Annotated in this window: 18 protein-coding genes and 1 pseudogene; 10 read left to right on the top strand and 9 right to left on the bottom strand. The window is 50.6% G+C overall.

Going from position 1 to position 23,684, the window contains the following annotated elements; genetic code table 11:
• Window positions 1–376: 376 nt before the first annotated feature.
• Window positions 377–1,480 carry an aspartate-semialdehyde dehydrogenase gene (asd, locus tag ACM615_RS21875; protein ID WP_113877229.1) on the bottom strand — a complete coding sequence of 368 codons (1,104 nt, stop codon included), beginning with the start codon at window positions 1,478–1,480 and terminating at the stop codon, window positions 377–379.
• A 210-nt stretch (window positions 1,481–1,690) separates the two neighbouring features.
• On the opposite strand from asd, the gene ACM615_RS21870 reads away from it, so the two are divergent.
• The 3 genes from ACM615_RS21870 to nadS all read left to right on the top strand — a co-directional run bounded on the left by ACM615_RS21870 (window position 1,691) and on the right by nadS (window position 3,041).
• Entirely contained in the window at window positions 1,691–2,284 is a 594-nt protein-coding gene (locus tag ACM615_RS21870; RefSeq protein ID WP_095923864.1) for a YhgN family NAAT transporter, read from the top strand.
• A gap of 127 nt (window positions 2,285–2,411) precedes the next feature.
• The gene (locus tag ACM615_RS21865) at window positions 2,412–2,735 is read left to right on the top strand and encodes a hypothetical protein (RefSeq protein WP_112289195.1); all 324 of its coding nucleotides are present in this window, start codon (window positions 2,412–2,414) and stop codon (window positions 2,733–2,735) included.
• A 15-nt stretch (window positions 2,736–2,750) separates the two neighbouring features.
• On the top strand, window positions 2,751–3,041 hold the full coding sequence (gene nadS / locus ACM615_RS21860; protein ID WP_129637682.1) for a NadS family protein: 291 nt from the start codon (window positions 2,751–2,753) through the stop codon (window positions 3,039–3,041).
• A gap of 57 nt (window positions 3,042–3,098) precedes the next feature.
• Here nadS and gntT read toward each other — a convergent pair whose 3' ends face one another.
• Complete coding sequence (gntT, locus tag ACM615_RS21855; protein WP_112289197.1) at window positions 3,099–4,415, bottom strand: gluconate transporter; 1,317 nt, start codon at window positions 4,413–4,415, stop codon at window positions 3,099–3,101.
• A gap of 247 nt (window positions 4,416–4,662) precedes the next feature.
• On the opposite strand from gntT, the gene ACM615_RS21850 reads away from it, so the two are divergent.
• From ACM615_RS21850 to ACM615_RS21840, 3 genes are all read left to right on the top strand, one after another.
• Window positions 4,663–5,178, top strand: coding sequence for a gluconokinase (locus ACM615_RS21850; RefSeq protein WP_113877232.1), 516 nt, complete (start codon window positions 4,663–4,665; stop codon window positions 5,176–5,178).
• Between the two features lie 282 nt (window positions 5,179–5,460).
• Window positions 5,461–6,135 (top strand): hypothetical protein, encoded by a 675-nt coding sequence (locus tag ACM615_RS21845; protein ID WP_431012527.1) that lies wholly within the window; start codon window positions 5,461–5,463, stop codon window positions 6,133–6,135.
• A gap of 15 nt (window positions 6,136–6,150) precedes the next feature.
• Entirely contained in the window at window positions 6,151–7,581 is a 1,431-nt protein-coding gene (locus ACM615_RS21840) for a PAAR domain-containing protein (RefSeq protein WP_431012526.1), read from the top strand.
• 681 nt (window positions 7,582–8,262) lie between these two features.
• On the opposite strand, the gene gntR is transcribed toward ACM615_RS21840, so the two are convergent.
• From gntR to ACM615_RS21815, 5 genes are all read right to left on the bottom strand, one after another.
• The gene (gene gntR / locus ACM615_RS21835) at window positions 8,263–9,258 is read right to left on the bottom strand and encodes a gluconate operon transcriptional repressor GntR (RefSeq protein WP_112289207.1); all 996 of its coding nucleotides are present in this window, start codon (window positions 9,256–9,258) and stop codon (window positions 8,263–8,265) included.
• A 106-nt stretch (window positions 9,259–9,364) separates the two neighbouring features.
• The gene (locus tag ACM615_RS21830) at window positions 9,365–10,282 is read right to left on the bottom strand and encodes a LacI family DNA-binding transcriptional regulator (RefSeq protein WP_132967001.1); all 918 of its coding nucleotides are present in this window, start codon (window positions 10,280–10,282) and stop codon (window positions 9,365–9,367) included.
• A gap of 13 nt (window positions 10,283–10,295) precedes the next feature.
• Window positions 10,296–11,678: a glycoside hydrolase family 1 protein gene (locus ACM615_RS21825; protein WP_431012525.1), complete on the bottom strand. Its 1,383-nt coding sequence runs from the start codon at window positions 11,676–11,678 to the stop codon at window positions 10,296–10,298.
• Window positions 11,679–11,731: 53 nt separating this feature from the next.
• Window positions 11,732–13,060, bottom strand: coding sequence for a PTS sugar transporter subunit IIC (locus ACM615_RS21820; protein ID WP_112289201.1), 1,329 nt, complete (start codon window positions 13,058–13,060; stop codon window positions 11,732–11,734).
• Window positions 13,057–13,380, bottom strand: coding sequence for a PTS sugar transporter subunit IIB (locus ACM615_RS21815; protein WP_112289202.1), 324 nt, complete (start codon window positions 13,378–13,380; stop codon window positions 13,057–13,059). The genes ACM615_RS21820 and ACM615_RS21815 overlap by 4 nt, the downstream gene beginning before the upstream one ends.
• Window positions 13,381–13,778: 398 nt before the next feature.
• Here ACM615_RS21815 and ACM615_RS21810 point away from each other — a divergent pair, with 398 nt between their 5' ends.
• Complete coding sequence (locus ACM615_RS21810; RefSeq protein ID WP_431012524.1) at window positions 13,779–16,493, top strand: autotransporter outer membrane beta-barrel domain-containing protein; 2,715 nt, start codon at window positions 13,779–13,781, stop codon at window positions 16,491–16,493.
• Between the two features lie 63 nt (window positions 16,494–16,556).
• On the opposite strand, the gene ACM615_RS21805 is transcribed toward ACM615_RS21810, so the two are convergent.
• Window positions 16,557–17,252, bottom strand: a complete 696-nt coding sequence (locus ACM615_RS21805) for a pirin family protein (protein ID WP_431012523.1) — start codon at window positions 17,250–17,252, stop codon at window positions 16,557–16,559.
• Between the two features lie 238 nt (window positions 17,253–17,490).
• Here ACM615_RS21805 and ACM615_RS21800 point away from each other — a divergent pair, with 238 nt between their 5' ends.
• The 3 genes and pseudogenes from ACM615_RS21800 to ACM615_RS21790 all read left to right on the top strand — a co-directional run bounded on the left by ACM615_RS21800 (window position 17,491) and on the right by ACM615_RS21790 (window position 22,425).
• A complete protein-coding gene (locus ACM615_RS21800; RefSeq protein WP_431012522.1) occupies window positions 17,491–19,587 on the top strand; it encodes a hypothetical protein in 2,097 nt (698 codons plus the stop codon).
• A gap of 43 nt (window positions 19,588–19,630) precedes the next feature.
• Window positions 19,631–21,481: a hypothetical protein gene (locus ACM615_RS21795; protein WP_431012521.1), complete on the top strand. Its 1,851-nt coding sequence runs from the start codon at window positions 19,631–19,633 to the stop codon at window positions 21,479–21,481.
• A gap of 434 nt (window positions 21,482–21,915) precedes the next feature.
• A pseudogene (locus tag ACM615_RS21790) lies at window positions 21,916–22,425 on the top strand (GNAT family N-acetyltransferase).
• Here the strand turns inward: ACM615_RS21790 and ACM615_RS21785 are convergent.
• A complete protein-coding gene (locus ACM615_RS21785; RefSeq protein WP_431012520.1) occupies window positions 22,422–23,648 on the bottom strand; it encodes an MFS transporter in 1,227 nt (408 codons plus the stop codon). The pseudogene ACM615_RS21790 and the gene ACM615_RS21785 overlap by 4 nt on opposite strands.
• Window positions 23,649–23,684: the final 36 nt, after the last annotated feature.

Below are 23,684 nucleotides of genomic sequence, written 5' to 3'. Positions count from 1 at the left end.
AATAAAATCATTCAGATATTCAATACGACCGTAAGTTAAGTGTGCTCCCCTTTTTATCGTTGCATTGTGATCTGGCGGTACTTCAGTTTTGCCAAAAAATGCGCCAGTGCGCCTGTGTTCACAATTTCCAAATAAGTCTCTAATTCCGCTTCTCAAAAAGGCAGAGCTCTTCTACTAAGCATAGACAAAGATTAAAAAAGGCAGGGCGTTAAGGAGTTCAAATATGGACAAATTTTTGAAAAAGAAAAATACAGTAAAAAGCGCTGCGGACGGGGAGAGAAACGGCGGAAGTTATTGAAGGCTTAAATAAAAACGGGACACCGTGCTGGTGTCCCGCGGGGGAAATATTTACAAAGAAAACAGGGCAGTTTTCACCTTACAAAAGGATGCGCAGCATACGGCGTAAAGGCTCTGCCGCGCCCCACAGCAGCTGATCACCGACGGTGAACGCAGACAGATATTGCGGCCCCATATTCAGTTTACGCAGACGGCCAACCGGCGTGTTCATGGTGCCGGTTACCGCCGCTGGGGTCAGTTCGCGCATCGACAGTTCACGGTCATTCGGGATCACGCGAACCCAATCATTGTGCGATGCCAGCATCTGTTCGATTTCTGGAATCGACACGTCTTTTTTCAGCTTCAGGGTGAATGCCTGGCTGTGGCAGCGCAGCGCGCCGATACGGACACACAGGCCATCCACCGGAATAATGCTGGAAGTGCCGAGAATTTTGTTGGTTTCCGCCTGACCTTTCCATTCTTCTTTGGTCTGGCCGTTATCGAGCTGTTTGTCGATCCACGGGATCAGACCGCCTGCCAGCGGAACACCGAAGTTATCGGTCGGCAATGTGCCGCTGCGGGTCAGCGCAGTGACGTTACGTTCGATATCCAGAATGGCCGATGCCGGGTTTTCCAGCTCTTTCGCCACGCTGTTATGCAGCATGCCCATCTGGGTCAGCAGTTCACGCATGTGACGCGCACCGCCGCCGGATGCCGCCTGATAGGTGGCGACAGATGCCCATTCGATCAGGTCATTGGCGAACAGGCCGCCGAGCGACATCAGCATCAGGCTGACGGTACAGTTACCGCCCACAAAGGTTTTGATGCCTTTGTCGATACCCTGATGGATCACGGCGCTGTTGACCGGGTCGAGGATGATTATCGCGTCATCTTCCATTCTCAGAGAGGAAGCTGCGTCAATCCAGTAGCCGGACCAACCGATTTCACGCAGCTTAGGATAGATTTCATTGGTATAATCGCCGCCCTGACAGGTGATGATAATGTCCAGCGCACTCAGTGCGTCCAGATCATAGGCATCCTGCAAGGTCCCAGACTGACCCGTGAAAGAAGGCGCGGCCTGACCGTGCTGAGAGGTGGAGAAGAATACCGGACGGATAGCGTCGAAATCGCGTTCTTCAATCATGCGTTGCATGAGTACAGAACCAACCATTCCACGCCAGCCAACGAAACCTACATTTTTCATAATATCTGTCCTGCCCTGAGGGTGATAACTGCTTAAAACAGCCTGAACGCGCGTTTGCACCAAGCGAGTGCCTGTTTTGATGCACTGTGCCCCGTTAACGCGCGGGTCTACCACCTTACAAAATGTAGTAGAAGTGGCAAGTGAATTTAATCAATAGTGCAGCCTTTAATAGCAGCGCACCTTATAACAGGCATTTTTTCTGAGGTAGTTATGACCGAAATGATTTCAGCAACCATTTTGCTGTTTTTAATTATGGATCCGCTGGGCAACTTACCGATTTTTATGTCGGTCTTAAAACATCTCGACCCGAAACGTCGCCGGGTGGTGCTGATCCGCGAAATGCTGATCGCGCTTATCCTGATGCTGATTTTCCTGTTCGCCGGTGAAAAAATCCTGTCGTTCCTGAATCTGCGCACAGAAACTGTGTCGATTTCCGGCGGGATCATTCTGTTCCTGATTGCCATCAAAATGATTTTCCCGTCGGAAGAGAAAAGCAGCAGCGGCCTGCCTGCCGGTGAAGAACCCTTCCTCGTGCCGATGGCGATCCCGCTGGTGGCCGGTCCGTCGATTCTCGCCACGCTGATGCTGCTTTCGCACCAGTATCCGAATCAGATGAGCCACTTAACGCTGGCCCTGTTCATCGCCTGGGGCCTGTCGATGGCCATTCTTCTGCTGTCGAATTTGTTCCTGCGACTGCTCGGCGACAAAGGCGTCAGCGCCCTCGAACGCCTGATGGGCCTGATTCTGGTCATGCTCTCGACGCAGATGTTCCTCGATGGGATCAGGGCGTATTTGAAGATTTAGCGACAGCAGAAACGAAAAAGGCGAGCCACATGGCTCGCCTTTTTCGTTTCTGACGAGAAAAACCTCGCGTTGAACTCTTACCCTGTGAGAGTATTATCCTGCCATCTTGAGTCATGGAATGAGTCATATGGAATATCTGGAGTTTATCGAAACCCCGACTTTTAGCCGCAAATGCAAAGAGCTGCTGACTGAGGAGGAATATCGCCAGTTTCAGGAATACCTCACGCATTATCCCGATGCAGGGGCTTTGATCGTCGGGACGGGCGGTTGCAGAAAAGTCCGCTGGGGGAACCATCGTCGGGGGAAAAGTGCAGGTGTGCGGGCGATTTATTATTACCTGTGCGCTGATGGTCAGATTTACATGCTGCTGGTTTATCCCAAGAGTGAGAAAGATTCTCTGACGGAAAGCGAAAAATCGATTTTGAAAAACATTGTACGAAGTCTGTCGTGACACAGGAGATAGACCATGACGAAAGAATTCTTTGAAGAATTGCGACAATCCGCTGAAGAAATGGTCGCGATCCGTAAAGGTGAGATGGCACCTGCACATATCACGCGTATTTCCATGCCTGAAGTAAAACAAATTCGCACAAAAGCAGGTGTTAAACAGGATGAGTTCGCCCGGCTGCTTGGTGTTTCTCCCTCGCTGGTGCAGGCATGGGAACAACAAAAGCGTTTGCCAAATGGCGCAGCATTGAAGCTGTTGAAAATGCTGGAACTGAATCCGCAAATTATCCAGACGCTTAAAACAATTTAAAACGATGTAAAAAAGGCGAGCCACATGGCTCGCCTTTTTTATGCTAACAACGGGCCGTCAGACGACCATCGACAGCAACAGACATCCGCCCAGACCACACAGGGAGATGATGGTTTCCAGCACCGACCAGGATTTGAAGGTTTCGACAATGCTCAGGTTGAAGTACTCCTTGAACAGCCAGAAACCCGGATCGTTGACGTGTGAGAAAATCACGCTGCCGGAACCAACGGCGATCACCATCAGTTCAGGGCTGACGCCGGTGGTCGCGATCAGTGGCGCAGCAATGCCGCCCGCGGTAATCGCGGCAACGGTGGCAGAACCCAGTGCGATACGCAGCACTGCCGCAATTGACCACGCCAGCAGGATTGGCGACAGGTTGCTGCCGTGCATCAGGGCGGCGATGTATTTTTCAATCCCGCTGTCCACCAGTACCTGTTTGAACGCCCCGCCACCGCCGATGATTAACAACATCATGGCGATGATTTTGATGGAATCGCTGACAGTCGCCATCACTTCATCCATCTTACGGCCACGGTTCAGGCCGAAGGTGAAGATAGCGATGAGTACCGCAATCAGCGTGGCCATTACCGGATCGCCGAAGAACTCAGCGTAAGCCAGTACCGGATGGCCTTTCGGCAAGATCATTTCGCAGACGGCGCGAAATGCCATCAGAATAACCGGCACCAGGGACGTCGCGACACTGACGCCAAAGCCCGGCATTTCTTCTTCCGTGAAGGTTTTCGGGTTAAACAGGCCTTCCGGAACCGGTTTGTCGATCCCTTTCAGGAAACGCGCATAAACCGGGCCCGCCAGAATGACCGTCGGCACCGCCAGCAGTGAGCCATACAACAGGGTTTTGCCCATATCCGCATGGAAAATCGTGGCAATCGCTGTCGGGCCAGGGTGCGGAGGCAGGAAACCGTGCGTTACGGACAATGCAGCCGCCATCGGCACACCGACATACAGCAGTGGCAGACGCGCCGCCGCCGCCACGGTAAATACCAGTGGCAGCATCAGCACGAAGCCGACTTCATAGAACAGCGCAAAACCGACGATGAAACCGGTCAGTACAATCGCCCACTGAATGTGTTCACGGCCAAACTTTTCGATAAGCGTGGTCGCGATGCGCTGCGCACCGCCGCAATCCGCCAGCATTTTACCGAGCATGGCACCGAAGCCCATGATCAGCGCCAGACTGCCGAGCGTGCCGCCTACCCCGTTTTTGATCGACGTGATGACTTTGTCGACCGGCATTCCCTGCATGATACCCACCGCCAGCGCGACCAGGATCAGTGCAATGAAGCCATTAAGCTTAAATCGGATCATAAGTAACAACAGCAGTGCGACACCCACCGCTACAATAACTAATGGCATATTCTTTCCCCTCATGCTGTCACTGCGGTATGGCTAAAAACCGGGTGACGCATTGTTTTTAATTTTCAACATGTTGTAGGAATTAACAGTGCAACGGGTACAGACCGCGACCGCTAAAACAGCAGTGCATTCCTTTGTGATATTAGTCACATCTCCATTTGTTACCGGTATCATGATACCGGTAACATGCTAATATTAGGACTCACTACGCAGTCAAAATGTTCATTTTGGGATAGAGATCATACTTATGGCAGGACAAAGCATCATTCTGATGGGCGTGTCAGGCAGCGGTAAATCCACCGTCGGCGCGGCACTGGCCCGTGAAATTAACGCGAAATTTATCGACGGCGATGATCTTCATCCCCGCGCCAATATTCAGAAAATGGCCAGCGGTACGCCACTCAACGACGACGATCGTGCGCCGTGGTTATTGCGCCTGAACGACGCGGCTTACAGCCTGCGCCATAAAAATGAAACCGGCATTATTGTCTGTTCTGCGCTGAAACGCCGCTACCGCGATGCGCTGCGTAAAGACAACGAAGGCATGGTGTTCATCTACATGAAAGGCAGTTTTGACGTGATTGCCGACCGCCTGAAAGCCCGCGCCGGACACTTTATGCCGACCGATTTACTGCGCAGCCAGTTCGATGCGCTCGAAGAACCGGGCGAAGACGAACCGGATGTGTTGCGCGTGAATATCGATCATAAATTCGAGGGTGTGGTGGATCGTTGTATTGCGGCACTGAAGACGGTACAGAAGTAAGACTTTCTCCTCCCCCTGCGAAGGGGGAGGAGAGCCTACGCATCATATTAAGCATTATGGATATTAATTTTCAATTATGAATTTATATCCTGTTTTTTATCCAGCAAATAACTCTTATACAAAATAATTTCAGTTTTGAAAAAAGAGCAAAATAAATCAAGCGTTATTCGAAACTACAATTCACTGGATAAATTTTACTAATTTAATTCATTGAAGTTTTGCATTATTACCGCATAAAATATAGGTGTATATTATCGTTTTCTCAACGAAACGGTAATCATTATGCCTCACACGACAAAGCGTCTCTACTTCTATGCTCCCGGTGATCATTTCCATCTTGCCCCTCTTGATATGTTTGTTGTGGCAAAAAAATCAGTCAGAGAAAACGGCATTCACTGGCTGGAACCCGTCTGGTCAACAGGCCCAACTCCCGATAAAAATGGTTTGTTGATATTCACTTCTAAACTGGATGCTTTGATATATACCTTCATATTAAATAAAGGGGCAACAGAGGATTGGAATGTTTACCCTTTCAATGATGTCAGCGTGACTGAAATGATGATTGATGTAGCTCCACTGACAGAGACATATTCAATATATATTGCATTCGGTTTCAGTGTAGATAGCAAAGAGTCTCTTATATTCACCAGCGGTAGTTTACGAACCAGAAGTTTTATGCAAGGTTTCAAAATAGAAAAAGAAAGCTCTGCTTTATCTCCAATTACGCTGAAATTTGAAAACACACTTTTTCAACAAATAAATGATTACTGGAAAGATTATTATGCTGATTATTGTGATGAAATAAAAAAACAAAACGCATTAGACAGTGAGCATTTAATGCGAGTTGCCCATACTGCCATTGATAAAATTGAAAGATCTAAAAATGGGAATATAAACGATTTTGATTGTATTTCGCATTACTCAATTAACAAAGAAAAATGGATCACTTCATACTGAAAAGGATAAATAAGCATGGCAATGATCGGATATTTTATACGTCTTGGTGATAAAACCTCATGCGGCGGTAAAGTGGTAAGTGCATCAAGTCATATTATACATCACGGACTAAATTTAGCTCGTGTAGGAGATAAAGTGACATGCGGTAAAAACGAAGGTGTATTTAATCTGTTTGGTGGAATACAAAACTACACTTGCGATGGTATTCCTTGTATTGGCACACTTGAAAGTTTCGCCGGTTGCCCCTGTCGATCTAGATTATTTGCAAGTGAATTTTCATCCAGTTATTGTTTTGATTCTCCTGTTAGCGTTTCAAAGCAGAAACAGACAGTACAAGAACCTGAACAACATGCGCAGGCGGCAAAGAAACAGATAGTTTCTGAAGCGGCCCCGGAATCTATTACCTCACCTAAAGAAGAAACACCACGCATCCCAATAGATGCAGGGTTTTGTATTGTTGATCTGCCATCCAATGTAATGGATTTTGGTGACTATTTATTTTATAACCCCATCGCCGGGGCTAGAGAATTATATGATTCTCTGAACGGTAGCGGTCAGATCAAACCAGCGTCTATTCTTTTATTAGTTGACCCTGATAAACAAGACCCACAACAAATCGAAACTTTGAAAAAAGCAAAAGCAAATGTTGATACTGCATTAAGTGATTTGACTATGGAGGAAGCAACATTACTTCATAAAAATAAAGATGTAATTGATGCTTTTACTGCAAAGGGCAGTAAGATTGCAGGAATTGCTTCTGAGGTGGCTGGAAAATACTTTGAAGAAATAGAGACTATACTGAAGGATATTCAAAGAACATATGAACATGCACTGATAACAAGCGGCACTTTAATAGGTGAGCAATTTAGAGTTGAACGTGCAGTTCATTTCAAAAAGCTAAATACATTACTTAATAAATTCATGAAATATAAATTAGGAATGTCCCAATATGATGATCTTAGACGTGCATTAGGATTATCAAGTCGAAGCATAATGCACAGATGGTCACAAACTGGAGTTGCAGGTGTTGAAGGCTATGCAACTTATATAGATAAATCTGCAAAATTAATTAAAGCAATGAAGAAACTAGGTTACATAGGTATCGGCTTAGAATTCGGCAACTCGACCAATAGTGTGTATGATGCCTGCACAACTGGAAGGGAAAAAGAATGTGTTAAAAAGGCGTTTACTGAATATAGTAAATTTGGGGTGTCACAAGCTGGTAGTGCATTGGGCGGTTTTGTCGGCAATCGTGTATCAAGTGCTGTTTGCGTATGGGCGTTGGGATTAGCTACAGTAGAAGCGGCAGGCTCTGGGGCGTTGTTATGTACAGCTATTGGCTTGGCAGGTGCTGTTGTTGGCGGAGAAATAGGCGGAGCAAGTAGTGAAGATGTTGGTGAGTTTCTTGGCGAACAAATTTATGAGGCTACATTTAATGACAAATGAGGTTGTGATATTTATATTATTTATCTTAGCCGGATTGCTAAATATCATTGTCACATATTTTAACAAAGTTAGATTCACTAAATTATGTAATGCATATAAGTCTAAGTATGGATTTCTGCCACCAGAAAGAACAACGTTTAATTACTTTGATTTTAGCATTGCATATACAAAAACAATTCCAACAGGAAAAATAGCGCACGTTTATTTTCCTATTGTTTTCAAAAAAAATTATTCATGGAATAAGCGGGATAAATATGACTGGTATGATTTTGTAAATAATTATTCATTGAGTTTTAAAGTGTGGGTGATGATTGAGATATTATTAACAGCAGGGTGCTTCATATTATTAATCGCATTCGCTTTATATCATTTCTTTAAATAATTGCATTGATTAATTACAAATAAAAGACGTAGGGAAAACCTACGTCTTTTACTATTTTTCGTAACTCATACAATTGAGTATATTTTTTTAACCGAAAAACCTGACGCAGGTCACATTTTAAGACTACCCAACGAATGAGACATGGTAATTTCAAATAATAATTATGTTGCTTTACACCCACTAAAAAGATTTTTTTCTGGTTGCATCTAATCGTATTCCATTGATTTAGTTGCCGCCCTGTAGCTTACAGGCTTTCTCTTTTGCGGTGGCGGTGCGGGCAGAGGGGAAGGAGTAAAAGATCAGATACTTCCACCCGCAGATATCGTAAACCCCACATCCACCATCCTCGGCACCACTTCTTCGCCGCGTAATCTCGCCAGCAGGCGTTCGGCGGAAATCTGCCCCATTCTTTCGCGCGGCGTGAGTACGCTGGCCAGCGGCGGTTCCATTGCCTGCCCCATGTTGTGACCGTGGAAACCGGCAATCGCCATTTGTGACGGGATTTTCAGCCCCTGACGCTGACATTCAAAAAATGCGCCCGCCGCCAGGTCATCGTTGGTGCAGAAAATACTGTCGATTTTCGGCCAGTCTTTTTGCGCCTGACGCAGTAATTCCGCGCCCGCGCTGTAACTCGAGGAGCGGCTGGTCATCACGCTGTAAGGCTCCAGCCCGGATTCGCGCATCGCCTGCTCGTAACCTTGCTGTTTGATAATCGTACGTTCATCCTGACGTGCGCCGAAATACACCACATGCCGATGGCCACGGGCGATAATTTGCTGGGTCATTTGTCGGGCGGCTTCGAAGTTGTTAAATCCGACCGCCAGATCGACGCACGGCGACACGCAATCCATCATTTCCACCACCGGAATACCGGCCACTTCAATCATCTTCAGCGTTCGTGCCGTGTGATGGCGTTCGGACAAAATCAGCCCGTCGATATTGTAGGAAAGCAGTGAGGTCAGACGCTGTTCTTCGCGCTCCTGGCTGTAGCCGTAGTGCGCCAGCATGGTCTGGTAGCCGTGAATATCGGTCACGCTTTCGATGCCGCGCAGCACTTCCGCGAACACCTGGTTGGTCAGCGACGGCAGCAGCACGCCGATGGCGCGGCTTTTCGCATTGGAAAGAATATCCGGTGCGCGGTTGGGGATGTAACCCAGCTCGTCGAGCGCCGCAGAAATCTTTTCCTGCAACGCACCGGAAACCTGTTCAGGATTGCGCAAATAACGGCTGACCGTCATTTTGGTGACGCCCACCTTGTCGGCAACATCCTGGAGTACGGGTCTTTTTTTCTTGATATTCATCAATGAGATGGTGCCGCTGAAAAGGTTAAGGGATCAGAGCGTGATGTTAGCAAACAATCGCGCAGGCGGATATCCGTTGCTGCGCGACATGAGAGGTTTGTCAGGAAGGTAACGAAAGCTGGCCGCGAACCGGTGCGCTGAGACTGGCGGAGAACTGGCCGGTCAGTAACGCCATCGCACGTTGTGCCAGTGTTTCCAGCGGATAGGCAATTGCCGGAACGGCAGAAACACCCGGCGGCAGCGTGCTGTCGAGGCTGAATACCATCACATTTTCAGGCACGGCACGCCCGTGCTGTGCAAGCTGACGGAGTGCATCCTGCGCGGTGGCATCGTCCGGCACCAGCAGCGCGTTGAACGGCACGTTTTGCGCCAGCAGTTGCGACAATGCCTGTCCGCCGCTGTGTACCAGCCGCCGGTCATAAGGCAGCAGGAATTTCTCCAGCGCGAGGTGATATCCCTGCAAAATTTGCCCGGCAGTTTCATGACTCTCCGGATTGATCAGCGCAATCTGCCTGCGCCCTTGTTTGAGCACATACTGGCAGGCGGTTTCAGCCGCAAAGCTGCGGTCAAAATGAATACTGCGCGCTGAATCCGCGTCCAGACAGTCAATGGTGATGACGTTTTCAGGCAATACCGGCAACGCAAATCGCGCGCCAATCACAATCATTGCATCGCACAGACCGCGCCCGATTTCGTCCACGGAATGCGTAAGGCTTGCTGCGTCGGTGGCAAACCGCAGCAGCAAATACTTCTGATTCAGCCGCAGCTCTTTTTCCAGCGCGTGCAGATAACCGGTGGACTGGTTAATGTTTTCCGTCGCACAAATCACGCCGATACAGCCGGTAGACTGAGTCGACAGCGACTGCGCAATCACGCTCGGTTTATATTGCAGCGTTTCCACCGCCTGCATTACGGCCAGGCGGCTTTCCTCTTTGACACCGCGGCTGCCACTCAAAACACGGGACACCGTCGCTTTCGACACCTTCGCCAGCCGCGAAACGTCGTTAATGTTTGCCATGTCTTTCCTTGTGTTAATCGAAGCCGTTGTTTTTAGACACCGCCGCGAACCATTCGCCGCTTTTCTTCACTGTGCGTTTTTGGGTTTCCAGATCCAGCTGGATGAAACCATACCGGTTTTTATAGGCATTCATCCATGACCAGCAGTCAATAAATGTCCACATATGGTAGCCGAGACAGCCGCTGCCTTCCTGCAACGCCCGGTGCAGCCATTTCAGATGCCCGCTGACAAACTCAATGCGGTAATCATCGTCAATCCGGCCATCCTTTTCGAAGCGCAGTTCATGCTCCACGCCCATGCCGTTTTCAGAAATGAAACAGCGCGGATTGCCGTAGTTTTCACGCAGATTGGTGAGGATGTCGTAAATGCCCTGTTCGTAGATTTCCCAGCCACGGTGCGGGTTCATTTTACGTCCCGGCATCACGTAGTTATCGAAAAACCATTCCGGCATAAACGGACTTTCCGGATTGACCATACTGTCGCGGCACTGAATACGGCGCGGCTGGTAATAGTTGATGCCGAGTAAATCTACCACGCCCTGTTGCAGCAGTTCTTTATCGCCCTGCTGACAGGCCGGAAGCTGATCGTGTTTTTTCAGCAATTCCACCAGTTCCTGCGGATATTCACCGCGCAGCGCCGGATCGAGGAAACTGCGATTAAACATCAGATCCGCAATATTGGCGGCTTTCAGATCTGCCGGATTTTGCGAGCGCGGATACGATGGCGTGAGGTTGAGGATGATACCGATTTCACCACCGGTGTTGCGGGCACGATAGGCTTTCACCGCCAGAGAATGCGCCAGCATGGTGTGATACGCCACCGTGGCGGCACGTTTGAAATCCACCACGTTCGGGAAATGGAAGTCATACAGATAGCCGCCTTCCACCGGCACCACCGGTTCGTTGAAGGTGAACCAGTGCTTCACACGGTCGCCGAATAATTCAAAACAGGTATCGGCATAGTTGGCGTAAGCCTGCACGACGTCGCGGTTTTCCCAGCCGCCGATTTCCTGCATCGCCATCGGCATATCAAAGTGGAACAGATTGATAAACGGCTGTACGCCCTGCGCCAGCATTTCGTCGATCACCTGATTATAAAACGTGACCGCTTCCTGATTCACTTCGCCGCGTCCGTAGGGGATCAAACGCGCCCAGGAAATCGACGTGCGAAACGTGTTGTGGTTCAGCTGTTTCAGCAACGCGATGTCTTCGCGCCAGTTTTTATAAAACGTCGAGGTATCCTGCGGACCCACGTCGTTATGAAAACGCGTTGGCTGCTGTGAATACCAGTGATCCCACACCGTCGCGCTTTTGCCGTGGCTCAGGGTTTCACCTTCCGTCTGCGGCGCTGAACTGGCACTGCCCCACCAGAATTCTTTTGGAAATGCGTATTTCATTGTCATCCTCGCTGTCCGTTAGCTTTACGTTTTTAACTGAATTATTTGACTGTTTAGCTGCTTGCCGGCACGGCATTGCCCGCCGTTTGTGCCGTGGCTTTTTCCGCTTCCTGTTTCAGCAACGTACGTTCATAGGCTTTCAGGAACGGGTAGTACATTACGGCTGATAACACCATACAGAACAGGCACATAATTACCGGACTGAATGCCCAGTTTGCGGCCCATGACGCACCAATGGGCGCAGGCGTTGTCCAGGGTGTGAGCGAGACCACTTGCGCGACCCAGCCCAGTTTGGTGGCGGTATACGCAAAAATTGCGTTCAGCATCGGCACCAGTGTGAACGGCAGGAAGAACACCGGATTCATGATAATCGGCGTACCGAACAGGATTGGTTCGTTGATGTTGAAGAAGCTTGGCACCACGCCCATTTTACCAATGGTACGCAGATGCACAGCCTTGCTGCACAGCAGCAGGATCGCCAGCGGCAGGGTCGAGCCGACGCCGCCAATCAGCAGATAGTGATCCCAGAATCCTTGCAGATAGATATGTGGCAGCGGCTCGCCGTTCTGTAACGCCGTCTGGTTCAGCGCCAGATTGGTCATCCAGAACGGGTTCATGATGCCGGTCACAATCAGCGCACCGTGAATGCCTGCAAACCACAGCACCTGACAGATAAACACCGAAATCAAAATTGCCGGCAAAGAATCGGATGCGGAAACCAGCGGTGCCAGCAAATGCATTATGGCTTCAGGAATAATCATGCCAGTGGTGGACTGAATAAACAGATTCAGCGGATGCAGCGTAGCGACGATCACCACCACCGGAATGAGAATTTCAAACGAACGCGCCACGCCGGTCGGCACTTCTTTCGGCAGACGGATAGTGATGTTGCGGCGTTTGAGCAGCGCATACACTTCCGCGGCATAAATCGCCGTCAGGATCGCAGTGAAGATACCTTCGCCGGAGAAATACTGCGTCGAGATTTGTTTGTCATGATACGGCGCCGCCACCAGCAGGAACGCCATAAACGCCAGCAAGCCGGTCATGATCGGGTCGAGTTTATAGTGTTTACCGAGACTTGCGCCGATGCCCACCGAGATGAAAAATGTCATCACGCCCATGCTCAGATACCAGGGCAGCATCAGCTGCTCGCGGTATTTCAGCGACAAATCCAGCCAGCCGCGCGCGAAACCCCAGGTGGTGTCCGGCGAGAAAGGCGGGAAGATAAACACCAGCATGAATGAGCCGATAATCATGAAAGGCAACGCCGCGATAAACCCGTCACGAATGGCGATCACATGCCGCTGCTGACCGACGCTCCCCGCCAGTGGCGTGATGTGTTTTTCGATGACGTTAACCATCGCCTGATAAAGGCCACTCATACGCGGCTTCCTTCCTGTGCGATCAGGCCGTAAGCGAAGTCGAGCACGTTGTCGCCGCGCTGCATGCCGTAATCCATCATGTTGATGGTTTCGACCGGAATATTAAATTCTGCGGCTCTTTTGGATAAATCAGCCTGCATGTAACGCACCTGCGGCCCGAGCAGCACGACCTGATAGTCGCGGAATTTTTCGTCAAATTCGCTGGCACCGAACGCGTCGATCTGCACTTCTTCGCCGCGCTCTGCCGCCACTTCTTTCATTTTGCGCACTAACAAACTGGTCGACATCCCCGCCGAACAACAAAGCATGATTCTTTTCATTTTGCTTCACTCCCAGATGATTTATGTTCTGCCCGTTTCTGCTTGCTGAAGGTATTTGAGGCGTTATGGAAACCGGTTTCCACGGTTTCCGCAGAAATGTGCGAGCCTGTTCATAAAATTTCACGGAGATTGTCCGGCGATGTGAAATGTTTCACATTTTGAGCAAATGTCATTCGCGCAGGAAAAAAGTGTGGCTACAGGGAAAAAGAATAACAATTATCACCGCAGCATGAGATGACGTATCAATAAAATATTTTACGTTGTCATAAATAAAAACTAAATCCGATTAATATCATTCCCTGCGTTCAGTTAAAAATTGATATTGAATGATTTTATCCATTGAAGATTAATGAATACATTGTCCGGCATTCACCCCCTGTTTTTTTGAGGAATGCCCGATGCCGGCGTTTAAATACAGTCAAATAACCCGTTTTATTCTGCTGGCATGTTGTCTGCCCAATATTGCCGTCATGAGCGCCAGCGCGGCAAATTACACCTTGCCGCTGTTACTCACGAACAATCAAAAGCTGACCTTATCCACGAAGGATAACGAAAACATTGTTGCTGATAACCCTTTGATAAAATATGGCATACTGGTAAATAATGGCGCAGAACTGACTTTACTGGCTAACCAGTTTAACGCCACGGGTAGCCAGCTTGGCTCCTCCCTTACTGCACAAAACGGCGGTATTATTAATATCGGAAAAGATTCTGTTATTAATCACAACAGCACCCTGACCGGTATTTCGCATGCCATCACAGTTCAGGATGAAAACAGCGTATTAAATATTAATGAAGCAACGATAAACTCCAACAGTGCCGCCGTGGTGATAAATGATAATGCCACGGCAAATATGCTCAACACCACTATTAATTCCAATAATGCGGATAATGCCGTTGAAGTCAATACGGGTGCAACGCTGAATGCCACCGGATTAACCGTGAATCACCTGAGTGGAATGCCCAGCAGTTCAGCAATCGCTATCAGCAATGCCGATGCCACATTGATCAATACTTTACTTTTCTCTCAGGTTCGTCACGGAATAAATATTGACGGATCCGCCGATCGCTTTTCGAATGTCACTTACGATGGCGGAACCATCACAACAGAAAGTGATCAGAGCAACGCAGTAATACTGTCGTTCGGTAATTTACAAATGAAGAATGTCGATATCAAAACCGCCGGACAATATGGGACCGGCATGATGCTGGAAAACGGCAGTGTGGCGCAGATAAGCGGTGGGTCTATCACCGCACTGGCGAACGTAACTGACGGCATAATATTCATTGGCCCCAGCGACCTGACTCTGACTGACGGGCTGCAGATCTCCACGCCGGGCAGTGCCTCGGTTGGTCTTTCACTGCAAGCCGACCCTATGACCGCCGATCAGGTGCAAAAACTTCGCATTGATAATTCGACCATCAACAGCGGTAATGTCGGGATCAGTAAGATTTACAACGGTAACTCGCAAGTGATCATCGGCAACGCGGCCCGCATTTTAGGGATTAACGCAGCGATGACCTTTGCCGATAACGGTGCCAGCACGGTGAATGTCAGCGGTAAAAGCCAGATTATCGGCAATATTATCAATGCGACGACGGCGAAAACCGATGTCACGCTGGATGACTCCGTGCTGACCGGCGCGGTGCAAGATCTCTCCTCACTGACGCTGAATAACCAGTCGGTGTGGAATCTGACCGGCGATTCCGTCCTCGGTAATTTATCGATGGATAACAGTCTGCTGAACTTCACTCAACCGCAGCAGGGAGCCTTCCACACACTTACCACCAGCACGCTTTCCGGCAACGGTTCGCTGAATTTCAACACGCAACTGGGCAGCGATAATTCTCCCACCGATTTACTGCATGTTCAGGGTAACGCCAGCGGACAATTTGGCGTACTGGTGCGCAATGTCGGGGGCAGCGGTGCGCTGACAACAGGCGACGGGATCCGTCTGATGCAGGTGGATGGCGATGACACATCGTCACTGAAATTGCTGAGAAAAGTCAGTGCCGGGGCATACGATTATTATCTCTATAAAGGCGGCAGTACGTCGCCAAAAGACTGGTATCTGCGCACTTATCTGGAGCCGGTGCCGCCGCCGGAACCGGTGCCTGATCCTGATCCGGCACCAGAACCTACACCGCAACCGACACCGACACCGATACCCAAACCGGTGATCGCCTACCGGACGGATGTCGTGGGTTACATTGCCGCGCCCTTCCTTAACCGGCAGTACGGCTTTAGCTCAATGGGGTCTTATCACGAACGTACCGGCGACAGCGTCAAACGCGCTCAGGATGGCACATGGGCCCGCATCGGCGGGGCGCATGATAATTATGATGTGGGTCGTTTCAGTTTTGACAGCGACATTCGTTATATCCAGATCGGCAAGGATTTGTATCAGGATGAGACACCGCGCGGGAATAATGTGCATGCCGGGGTAATGATTTCGCTGGGGGATCAGAAAACCAACAGCTCGGACAGCGCCCGCGGGCTGGTGGGTGAATCCACCGATACCGGAGATGTGTCTACCGATGCTTACGGCATTGGCGGTTATTACACCGTGAAGACCGGCAGCGGCGCGTATCTGGATTTCGTCGGGCAAGTCACCGATTACCACACCGAATTCCAGAGTGAAACGCAGGCTAAACAGGACGGCTACGGCGTGGCGTTTTCAGCCGAAGGCGGCATCCCGTTGGCGATAACCCAAAGCTGGAGACTCGAACCTCAGACGCAGGTGATCTATCAGTATCTGCACATGAAAGGATTCAGTGACGGGATAGCCTCGGTGGAAAAAACCACTGACAGCAGCGTGCAGGCACGGGCCGGTGTGCGACTTTCCCATCTGCCGCAGGTGGATCAGCCGAACATTACGCCGTACCTGAACCTTGATGCGGTATCGACATTCACCGATGCCCCCGCTGTCACTATCGCCAGTACCCGTATTTCGCCTGACTTCACGCAAAGTACCTGGAAAGCGGGCGGTGGGATCACTGCGACGCTGAGCAAAAATGCCGCCTTTTATGCCAGTGCCAATTATCTGCGGGGTTTTGACGGTAAACAGGAAGGTTATCAGGGCAATATCGGTATTAACGTCAGCTTTAAATAGAGAATTCAGGACGCAAAAAAGGCGATACCCTTGCATCGCCTTATGCTTTTGACTGAACGGTTATCAGACCGGAGGCAGGTCAAACAGCAGGATTTCACTGTCTTCGTCTGCGTGAACCGACAGCGCCGTTTCATCCCAAATCGCCAGCGCATCGCTCGCCCCGGCTTTCTGGCCGTTAACGGAAACCGTGCCTTTCACCACCTGGATCCACACGCGGCGTTCAGCCTGAATCTGATAAACAGACTGTTCGTCTTTTTTCAGCGCCCAGCGGGACAATTCCATATCCTGGAACACTTTCAGCGAACCTTCACGGGCATCCGGAGAAAGCACCAGCTGGCGACCCTGCGGCGCATCGAACATGCGTTGTTCATAACGCGGTTCCAGCCCTTTCTGATTTGGAATAATCCAGATCTGATACAGGTGCAGTTTACGGTCGCTGTTACCGTTGTATTCGGAATGCGTCACACCGGTACCGGCGCTCATAATCTGAAACTCACCGGCCTGGATTTGTTCTTTATTGCCCATGCTGTCCTGATGTTCCACGGTGCCGTCGAGCACGTAGGTCAGAATTTCCATGTCTTTATGCGGATGCTTACCAAAACCCTGCCCCGCATCGATGAAATCTTCATTGATAACGCGCAGTGCAGAGAACCCCATAAACTGGGCATCGTAGTAATCAGCAAAAGAGAAGGTATGCCAGCTTTCCAGCCAGCCGTGACTTGCGTGACCGCGTTCTTGTGCTTTGCGTAAGTAAATCATGTTCAACTCTCCTCAATGTTTTCTCTAGTCTAGTCAACGGCTGAGAATAAGAAAGCGTAAAAACTTCACTCCTCTGTTCAAAAAATATGAACAAATGCCGGCGACTCATTCCAAAGGATTTGAAGAAAATTAAGGCAAATTGTTCTTCCGAAAGTTGCTTAATGACGCATCCGTACAATACTCAAATATTGAATATATTCAGGAAAATCCCTGTGACGTCTGTTTTCCGGAAATCATCATGATTAACCGCCGCGAGTTGATCGCGGGAATAACTGGCGGAGTGGTCTCCGCCGGATTATTTAAATCCGTTGAAATTAATTCGGATAATATAATTAGCGCCAGCAACATTATGGCATTAAGGCAACTCTCTGCGCCGGCAGACCGCACCTGCGCCGTGGTGTTGGGATATCACTTTGCCGGGGATGGCGCACCAAAACTGGTGTACTGGGATGCCGGTAGCGAGAAAACAGCCAATCAGGGCACCGTCATTTCTTCGCTTAAATCTGCTAAAGGCCGCTGGCTGCAATTACATAACGGCGTCATGGACTTTCGTCAGTTCGGCATATTTAACGGACAGAACGCGGCAGATGCGGCACTGAATGCGATGGTCAGTGATCCGCTTATTCACCGGATTGAAGCCCATACCTCGCTGAACTTCATATCACGCCACCGCTTTAATCGCTCGAATATCACCCTTGATTTTAATAACCACACAGTGACCGCATCGGGGCTGGAAATACTGGCTGACCCCAAAAATAATTATCTTGCCGCTATTTTTTCTTTCACAGGTCTGGCTGAAGAGCAAACCACGGTATCCGTTCTCAGGAAGCCTTTGCCTTTATTATCAGAAATCTATCCGGTAGACGACAGCAACTTATATCCTGTCGGCCAGTGGTATTGCCTGGAATCTGACAGGATGACCGGCCACTGGGAACGCAAAATACAACGACTGGTGCAGGTGACAGAACAGATTGATGAAACACATATCCGGCTTAATTACAGAAGCGGCTGGGTGCTGGAGGAACAAAGTCATCTGCACTGGCGAAAAGTCACGCCGGTGGAAAATGTCTGTATCCGGAATATGCAATATGTCGAAGAGGGGCAGCTGGCTAATAACAGTTCCCAGCCCGTCGCGCTGGTATATGCCATTTATTGCGATGTCATTAACGTTCACGCGCAGGGCACCTTCTGGTCGGTTATTTTCCGCCGCTGGAATACCTTCTTTCGCACAGAACAATGTTCGCTGCCCAACCCGCCTTCGGTTTCCTGGGGCGGCGCAGGGTATCTGACCCAACAAATTTACTGTCAGTACGGCGTGATTAGCGACTGTACAACGTCTAATGCCCGACATCTTAACGATCTGACCGCCAGCTCTTCCTGCGTGGTAAAGAACTGTCACAGCAACGGTGACAGCTCCGGTGCTTTCGTGACACACGGCCAGTATGAACATGATCTGCACTTCACAGCCAACTCTGGCATCCTGACGCTGGCCAATTCCGGCAAAGCCTGGGGTCAGTCGGCAGCACGGATTGTCATCAACCAACACCGCTGTTCCATACTGACCGCAGACACGCATGTCACGGATCTGACCTTAACGGATGTCTGTATTTACCGGAATGGGGAACAGGATAATCTCGGTATATTGCGCCTCAACTGCGACGGCCTGACGGTGCAAAACTGCACCCTCAGCGGCGAGCTGACATTACTGCAAAACAGCCGGCGCAGTATCAAAATGAACGTGTTTGAAAACTGCGGATTTGTGCTGGATCCGCGTCATGATTCCACGATCAGTAATCTGGCACCGGACGACCCGTATATTGTTTCTCATGCGGCGGCTGAAGCCCGAAATTCTATTAATGGTCGTTCGCTGGTCTATTTTTCCCATTGCCAGTTCAAAGGAACGGATAAAGATGTTTCGCTGTTAATTAAAAATAAAGATATTAACTTTAACGCCTGCCGCCTTGAAAATGTGTCCCTTATTTTAACCGCAGAGGGACCGCAGAAAATCGTGATTAATGGCGATTCCACGCTGGCCGGCGATCACATGTCCCGGCCTTTACTTTCGCGCACCGGCGACCATGCCGTGACCTGGCGGTTAGGGCCATTGCAAAGTGAAGTGACGGGTGACGAGCAGCTTCATATTGAGGTCGCCAGCGGTATTAATCATTATCAGGCACATCACGTGACATTCACGCACGGCAGGCGGTTATTTTCAGATAAGGCATTCTCCCGCCCCTCTTATTTTATCGAACAGAATAACATCCTGATAAATACCACCTCTGTTGTGCCAGCCAGTACAGGGCCGCATATTGTGGTTGAAAACACGGAGGTATAACAAAATAAAGTGGCTCACCCCTGAGCCTCATTAGGAATCTTCCATGAAAACGTTCAATTCTGTATCCGCGCTGAAGAATCATAAAATACGCCTGGATCATAATGTCTTCGTTAATGGTTATTTTCAGGCCGGTGACGGCGGCGGCGGTCATTATCACTGGGACAAAAACTGCGTTCTGCCCGCCAATAACGGCACAGTGATCAGTTCTGACCATTCGGCCAATGGTCGCTGGCGTCTTATCCATCAGGGTGTCGGCGATTTCCGCAATTTCGGCATTCTTAATGCTGATCAACCTGCTGACGATGCGCTGGATGCATTAGTGAATGATCCGCAAATCAGCCAGATTCTGGCGTTTACGGATTTGCTCTTTCAGCGCCGCCATCATTTCACACGTTCTGACATCACCCTGGATTTCCAGAACAACCGCGTTTTCACCACCGGCATTGCCAGCGCACCGGTCAATGACCCGTTTGCCGCCGTGCTGTTTTTCCAGGGCACTGTCACCGGCACGCCTGTCATTTTCACGCTGACTGAAACGTTGCAGGAACAGACGGATATTTTCCCGGTCGCGGATTCGTCACTGTTCAGCGTGGGCGACTGGTACGCGGTGCAGGTTACGCCGGTGAAAGGCGCGGCGGAACGCGAGCTGCAAAAGCTGGTGGAAATCATCGCTATTCCTGACAGTACGCATATTCAGATTGGCTATTACAACGGCTGGGAACTGCTGGCTGGCAGGGTGATCAGCTGGCAAAAAGTCGAGCCAGTTGAATTCGTTACTGTTAAAAATATGCAGTTTTCCGGCGCGGGAGATGACCAGATCACCGGCAGCCATCCGGTGGCGTTTGAATACGCGGTATATGCCAACGTCGCGGGGATCCACTCAACGGGTTCTTTCTGGCCGGTGGTGATGCGCCGCTGGAATACCCATTATCTGACGCAGCAATGCTCTCTCACCAATCCGCCGAATACGGCCTTTGGCGGTGCCGGATACCTGACACAGCAAATCTATTGTCTGTACGGCCATGTCAGTGATTGCAGCGTGGCAAATGCACGGCATTTAAATGATTTCACGGCGTCGGCGTATTGCCTGGTCGAAAATTGTCATGCCAGCGGACAAAGCGCGGAAAAAGGCCCGTTCGTCACCCACGGTCAGTACGAACACGATCTCACTTATACCGGCAACTCCGGCCTGATGACCTTTGCCAATTCCGGCGTCACCTGGGGAGGCAGCGCCAAACTTATCAATGTGCGTAAGCACGTCTGCCCGTGGTTTGTCGCCCGCTCCGGCGTGAGTGAACTGACGCTGGAAGATCTGGTGGTGATCACCAACGAGACTATCCCGCAGTCCGGGATGTTGTGGGTCAATGCCGACGGTTTGCAGATGACCGGCTGCACCGCCGATGGCCCGCTGATTATCAGTCAGGCCTCGCAACGCGCTGCGCGCCCGAACGTCATTCGTCAGTGCCAGTTTTCCCTGCCGGAGGACGGTGCGCCGGTGGTGCAAAGCAACGTGACGGCCGCTATCACCTTTACCGATACGGTGTTCAACGCCATCAGCGGACACGCATTCGACAGCACCGCACCGGTAAATTTTGTGCGCTGTACGTTTAACGCCGCCACACAGTCTGCGCCGCTGATCCTGAAATCTTCCACCCTGTCGGTTCAGGCTTCACAATTTAATCAGGTCGGCTTCACGCTTTCCGGCACTGCGCCAAAGCAAATCGATATTCTTTCCTCAAGCCTGACCCAGGCGACGTTCGATTTCACCGACGTCACTGCACAACCCGCCAGCTCACTGATGTTCCTCAATAACCGCTTATCCGGCAGCACCGTCATCGCCCAACCACCCGCCGGAAATCGGGTGATATGGCAGCAGAATATGATCCTTGCCTGACGACTAATAGCCTGAGGAACTGAGGAGTTTTTCGAAATAGTTTGAATTATGAGTAAGGTTTAGAGGAAATTTTTTCGAAATAGTTTGAGTTGTGGGCAGGCGGCCAGTAAGCAAATCCCCGGGAGCATACACAAGTATGTGACCGGGGTGAGCGAACGCAGCCAACGAACCCACGGCTCAAAATATGAAGAAAAAAAAGCCAGCGCTTAAGGCTGGCTAAGTAATACTGGAAGCAATGTGAGCAATGTCGTGCATTCATGGGGACCCGTTTGACCTTGGTGTGAGGCCATCCCCGGAACGCATGGCAATAATAATCATTATCATTCGCACTTGTAAAGCATTTTTTTTTCACCAAACATTCAATTGACAGTTTTCCTATTCCTGATAAATGTAGAGGATATTCAAACAGTAACCACAAAAAGAGGAGTGTCGCCATGAGCGAAATAGTCATTCGTCACGCTGAAGCCGCAGATGCAGAGGCGCTTCAGCACCTATACGCTCAGGTTCCTGTTTACAGCGACACACTACAACTTCCTTATCCGCCCTCCACGCTATGGTAAGACCGGCTTGCTAACGCCGCGCCCGGCCGGTTCGCGCTGGTGGCGTGCATCGACGGCAAACTGGTCGGCAATCTGACCTTAATGGTCGAGCAGCCGTGGCGACGCCGCCATGTGGCAACGTTCGGGATTGGTGTGGATACGCAATTTCAGGGGCGAGGCGTCGGCAGCAAGCTTATCGAAGCTGCCCTTGAGTTATGCGACAAATGGCTGCACGTGATCCGCGTCGAGCTGACGGTGTATGCCGATAACGAGGCTGCTATCGGGCTGTACAAAAAGTTCGGTTTCAGCATTGAAGGCCTCAGCCCGTGCTACGCCATGCGTGACGGCGAGCTGGTGGATACGCTGCATATGGGCCGCATCCGTGGCCTCCGGCAGGCGGTTTAATCGGAACTGACAGAGGCGCTGGTTTCCGGCGAGGGCTGACGTAACAGCAACCGCAGACCCAGCGCCATCGCGATACATACCAGCAAGGCCGAGCCGGGATAGATCGCATCAATCCCGGCCTGCGCCATCAGCACACCGGCCAGCGGGCCGGTAATTCCCAGAGATAAATCCAGAAACGCCGAATAGGTCGCCAGCGCGCTGCCCTGATTTTCCTGCGGCAATTTCTTCACCGCCACCACGCCCAGCGCCGGATACACCAGCGAGAATCCCACGCCGGTAATAAACGCACCGGCCATCGCAGCCCACGCGGTTGGGGCGAAAAACACCATCATCAGCCCGGCGATTTCCACCACAAAACAGGCCAGCGCCACCTGCAATCCGCCAAAACGCGTAATGCTGTTGGGCAGTAACAGCCGCATGCCGACAAACGCCACGCTGAAGAAAGTCAGCGAGAACGCCGCGCCCGACCAGCCTTTGGCGGCATAAAACAGGGTGATGAAGGTGGCGATCACACCAAAGCCGGTGGACGCCAGCGCCAGCATCATGCCGTACGGCATGATCTTGCCCAGCACCTGACGGAACGGAATTTGCGTGGACGCCGTGCCGGTTACCGGCGGTTTGCGCCATGCGGTGATTAACGCCGCCAGTGCCACCAGAATGATGCAGGCCGACAGCAGCGTCAGGCCGCCGATACTAAAAATCAGCACGCCGAGCGGTGCGCCAATGGCCATCGCGCCATACGTCACCACGCCGCTCCACGAAATCACTTTGCCGATATGCAGCGAACCTACCACGCTGATGCCCCACAGCGTCGAGCCGGTTCCGGCAAAACTTTGCCCTGCGCCCAGTAATATCCGTCCGGCGCACAACAACGCCAGGCTGACCGCCGGTGACGCATCAAATCCCAGCGCCAGCAGATAAAACACGCCGCTGAGCAGACAACCGCTCAGCCCGAACATCACCACCCTCTTCGGCCCGATTTTATCGGCATAACGTCCGGCATACGGACGGCTCAGCAGCGTGGCGAAATATTGCAGGCTGATCACCAGCCCGGCCCAGAACGCGCTGTAACCAAGATGTTCGTGGACGTAACCCGGCAAAATCGCCAGCGGCAGGCCGATGGTCAGATAGTTGGCAAAGTTGAACACCAGAATGGAGAGAATTCGCAGCGTGGTCTTGGACGGGCTGACCGCAGTAAGGTCGGGCGAAGCAGGTTCAGGCATGGAAATTCGTGTCTCACGAAGAAGGTTCAGGCATGT

It is taken from the genome of Rahnella sp. PAMC25617 (genome assembly GCF_050606005.1).
Classification (GTDB): domain Bacteria; phylum Pseudomonadota; class Gammaproteobacteria; order Enterobacterales; family Enterobacteriaceae; genus Rahnella; species Rahnella variigena.
Note: the sequence above shows the minus strand (reverse complement) of the source record. Positions and strands in the feature narration are given on the sequence as shown.

Bases quoted from the DNA above. Each gene is read 5' to 3' on its own strand.
- nadS (WP_129637682.1), top strand. From the start codon at position 2,751: ATGACGAAAGAATTCTTTGAAGAATTGCGACAATCCGCTGAAGAAATG.
- ACM615_RS21785 (WP_431012520.1), bottom strand. From the start codon at position 23,648: ATGCCTGAACCTGCTTCGCCCGACCTTACTGCGGTCAGCCCGTCCAAG.
- ACM615_RS21830 (WP_132967001.1), bottom strand. From the start codon at position 10,282: ATGGCAAACATTAACGACGTTTCGCGGCTGGCGAAGGTGTCGAAAGCG.
- ACM615_RS21815 (WP_112289202.1), bottom strand. From the start codon at position 13,380: ATGAAAAGAATCATGCTTTGTTGTTCGGCGGGGATGTCGACCAGTTTG.
- gntT (WP_112289197.1), bottom strand. From the start codon at position 4,415: ATGCCATTAGTTATTGTAGCGGTGGGTGTCGCACTGCTGTTGTTACTT.
- ACM615_RS21795 (WP_431012521.1), top strand. From the start codon at position 19,631: ATGAAAACGTTCAATTCTGTATCCGCGCTGAAGAATCATAAAATACGC.
- ACM615_RS21850 (WP_113877232.1), top strand. From the start codon at position 4,663: ATGGCAGGACAAAGCATCATTCTGATGGGCGTGTCAGGCAGCGGTAAA.
- ACM615_RS21800 (WP_431012522.1), top strand. From the start codon at position 17,491: ATGATTAACCGCCGCGAGTTGATCGCGGGAATAACTGGCGGAGTGGTC.
- ACM615_RS21810 (WP_431012524.1), top strand. From the start codon at position 13,779: ATGCCGGCGTTTAAATACAGTCAAATAACCCGTTTTATTCTGCTGGCA.
- asd (WP_113877229.1), bottom strand. From the start codon at position 1,480: ATGAAAAATGTAGGTTTCGTTGGCTGGCGTGGAATGGTTGGTTCTGTA.
- ACM615_RS21870 (WP_095923864.1), top strand. From the start codon at position 1,691: ATGACCGAAATGATTTCAGCAACCATTTTGCTGTTTTTAATTATGGAT.
- ACM615_RS21825 (WP_431012525.1), bottom strand. From the start codon at position 11,678: ATGAAATACGCATTTCCAAAAGAATTCTGGTGGGGCAGTGCCAGTTCA.
- ACM615_RS21805 (WP_431012523.1), bottom strand. From the start codon at position 17,252: ATGATTTACTTACGCAAAGCACAAGAACGCGGTCACGCAAGTCACGGC.
- ACM615_RS21865 (WP_112289195.1), top strand. From the start codon at position 2,412: ATGGAATATCTGGAGTTTATCGAAACCCCGACTTTTAGCCGCAAATGC.
- ACM615_RS21840 (WP_431012526.1), top strand. From the start codon at position 6,151: ATGGCAATGATCGGATATTTTATACGTCTTGGTGATAAAACCTCATGC.
- ACM615_RS21845 (WP_431012527.1), top strand. From the start codon at position 5,461: ATGCCTCACACGACAAAGCGTCTCTACTTCTATGCTCCCGGTGATCAT.
- ACM615_RS21820 (WP_112289201.1), bottom strand. From the start codon at position 13,060: ATGAGTGGCCTTTATCAGGCGATGGTTAACGTCATCGAAAAACACATC.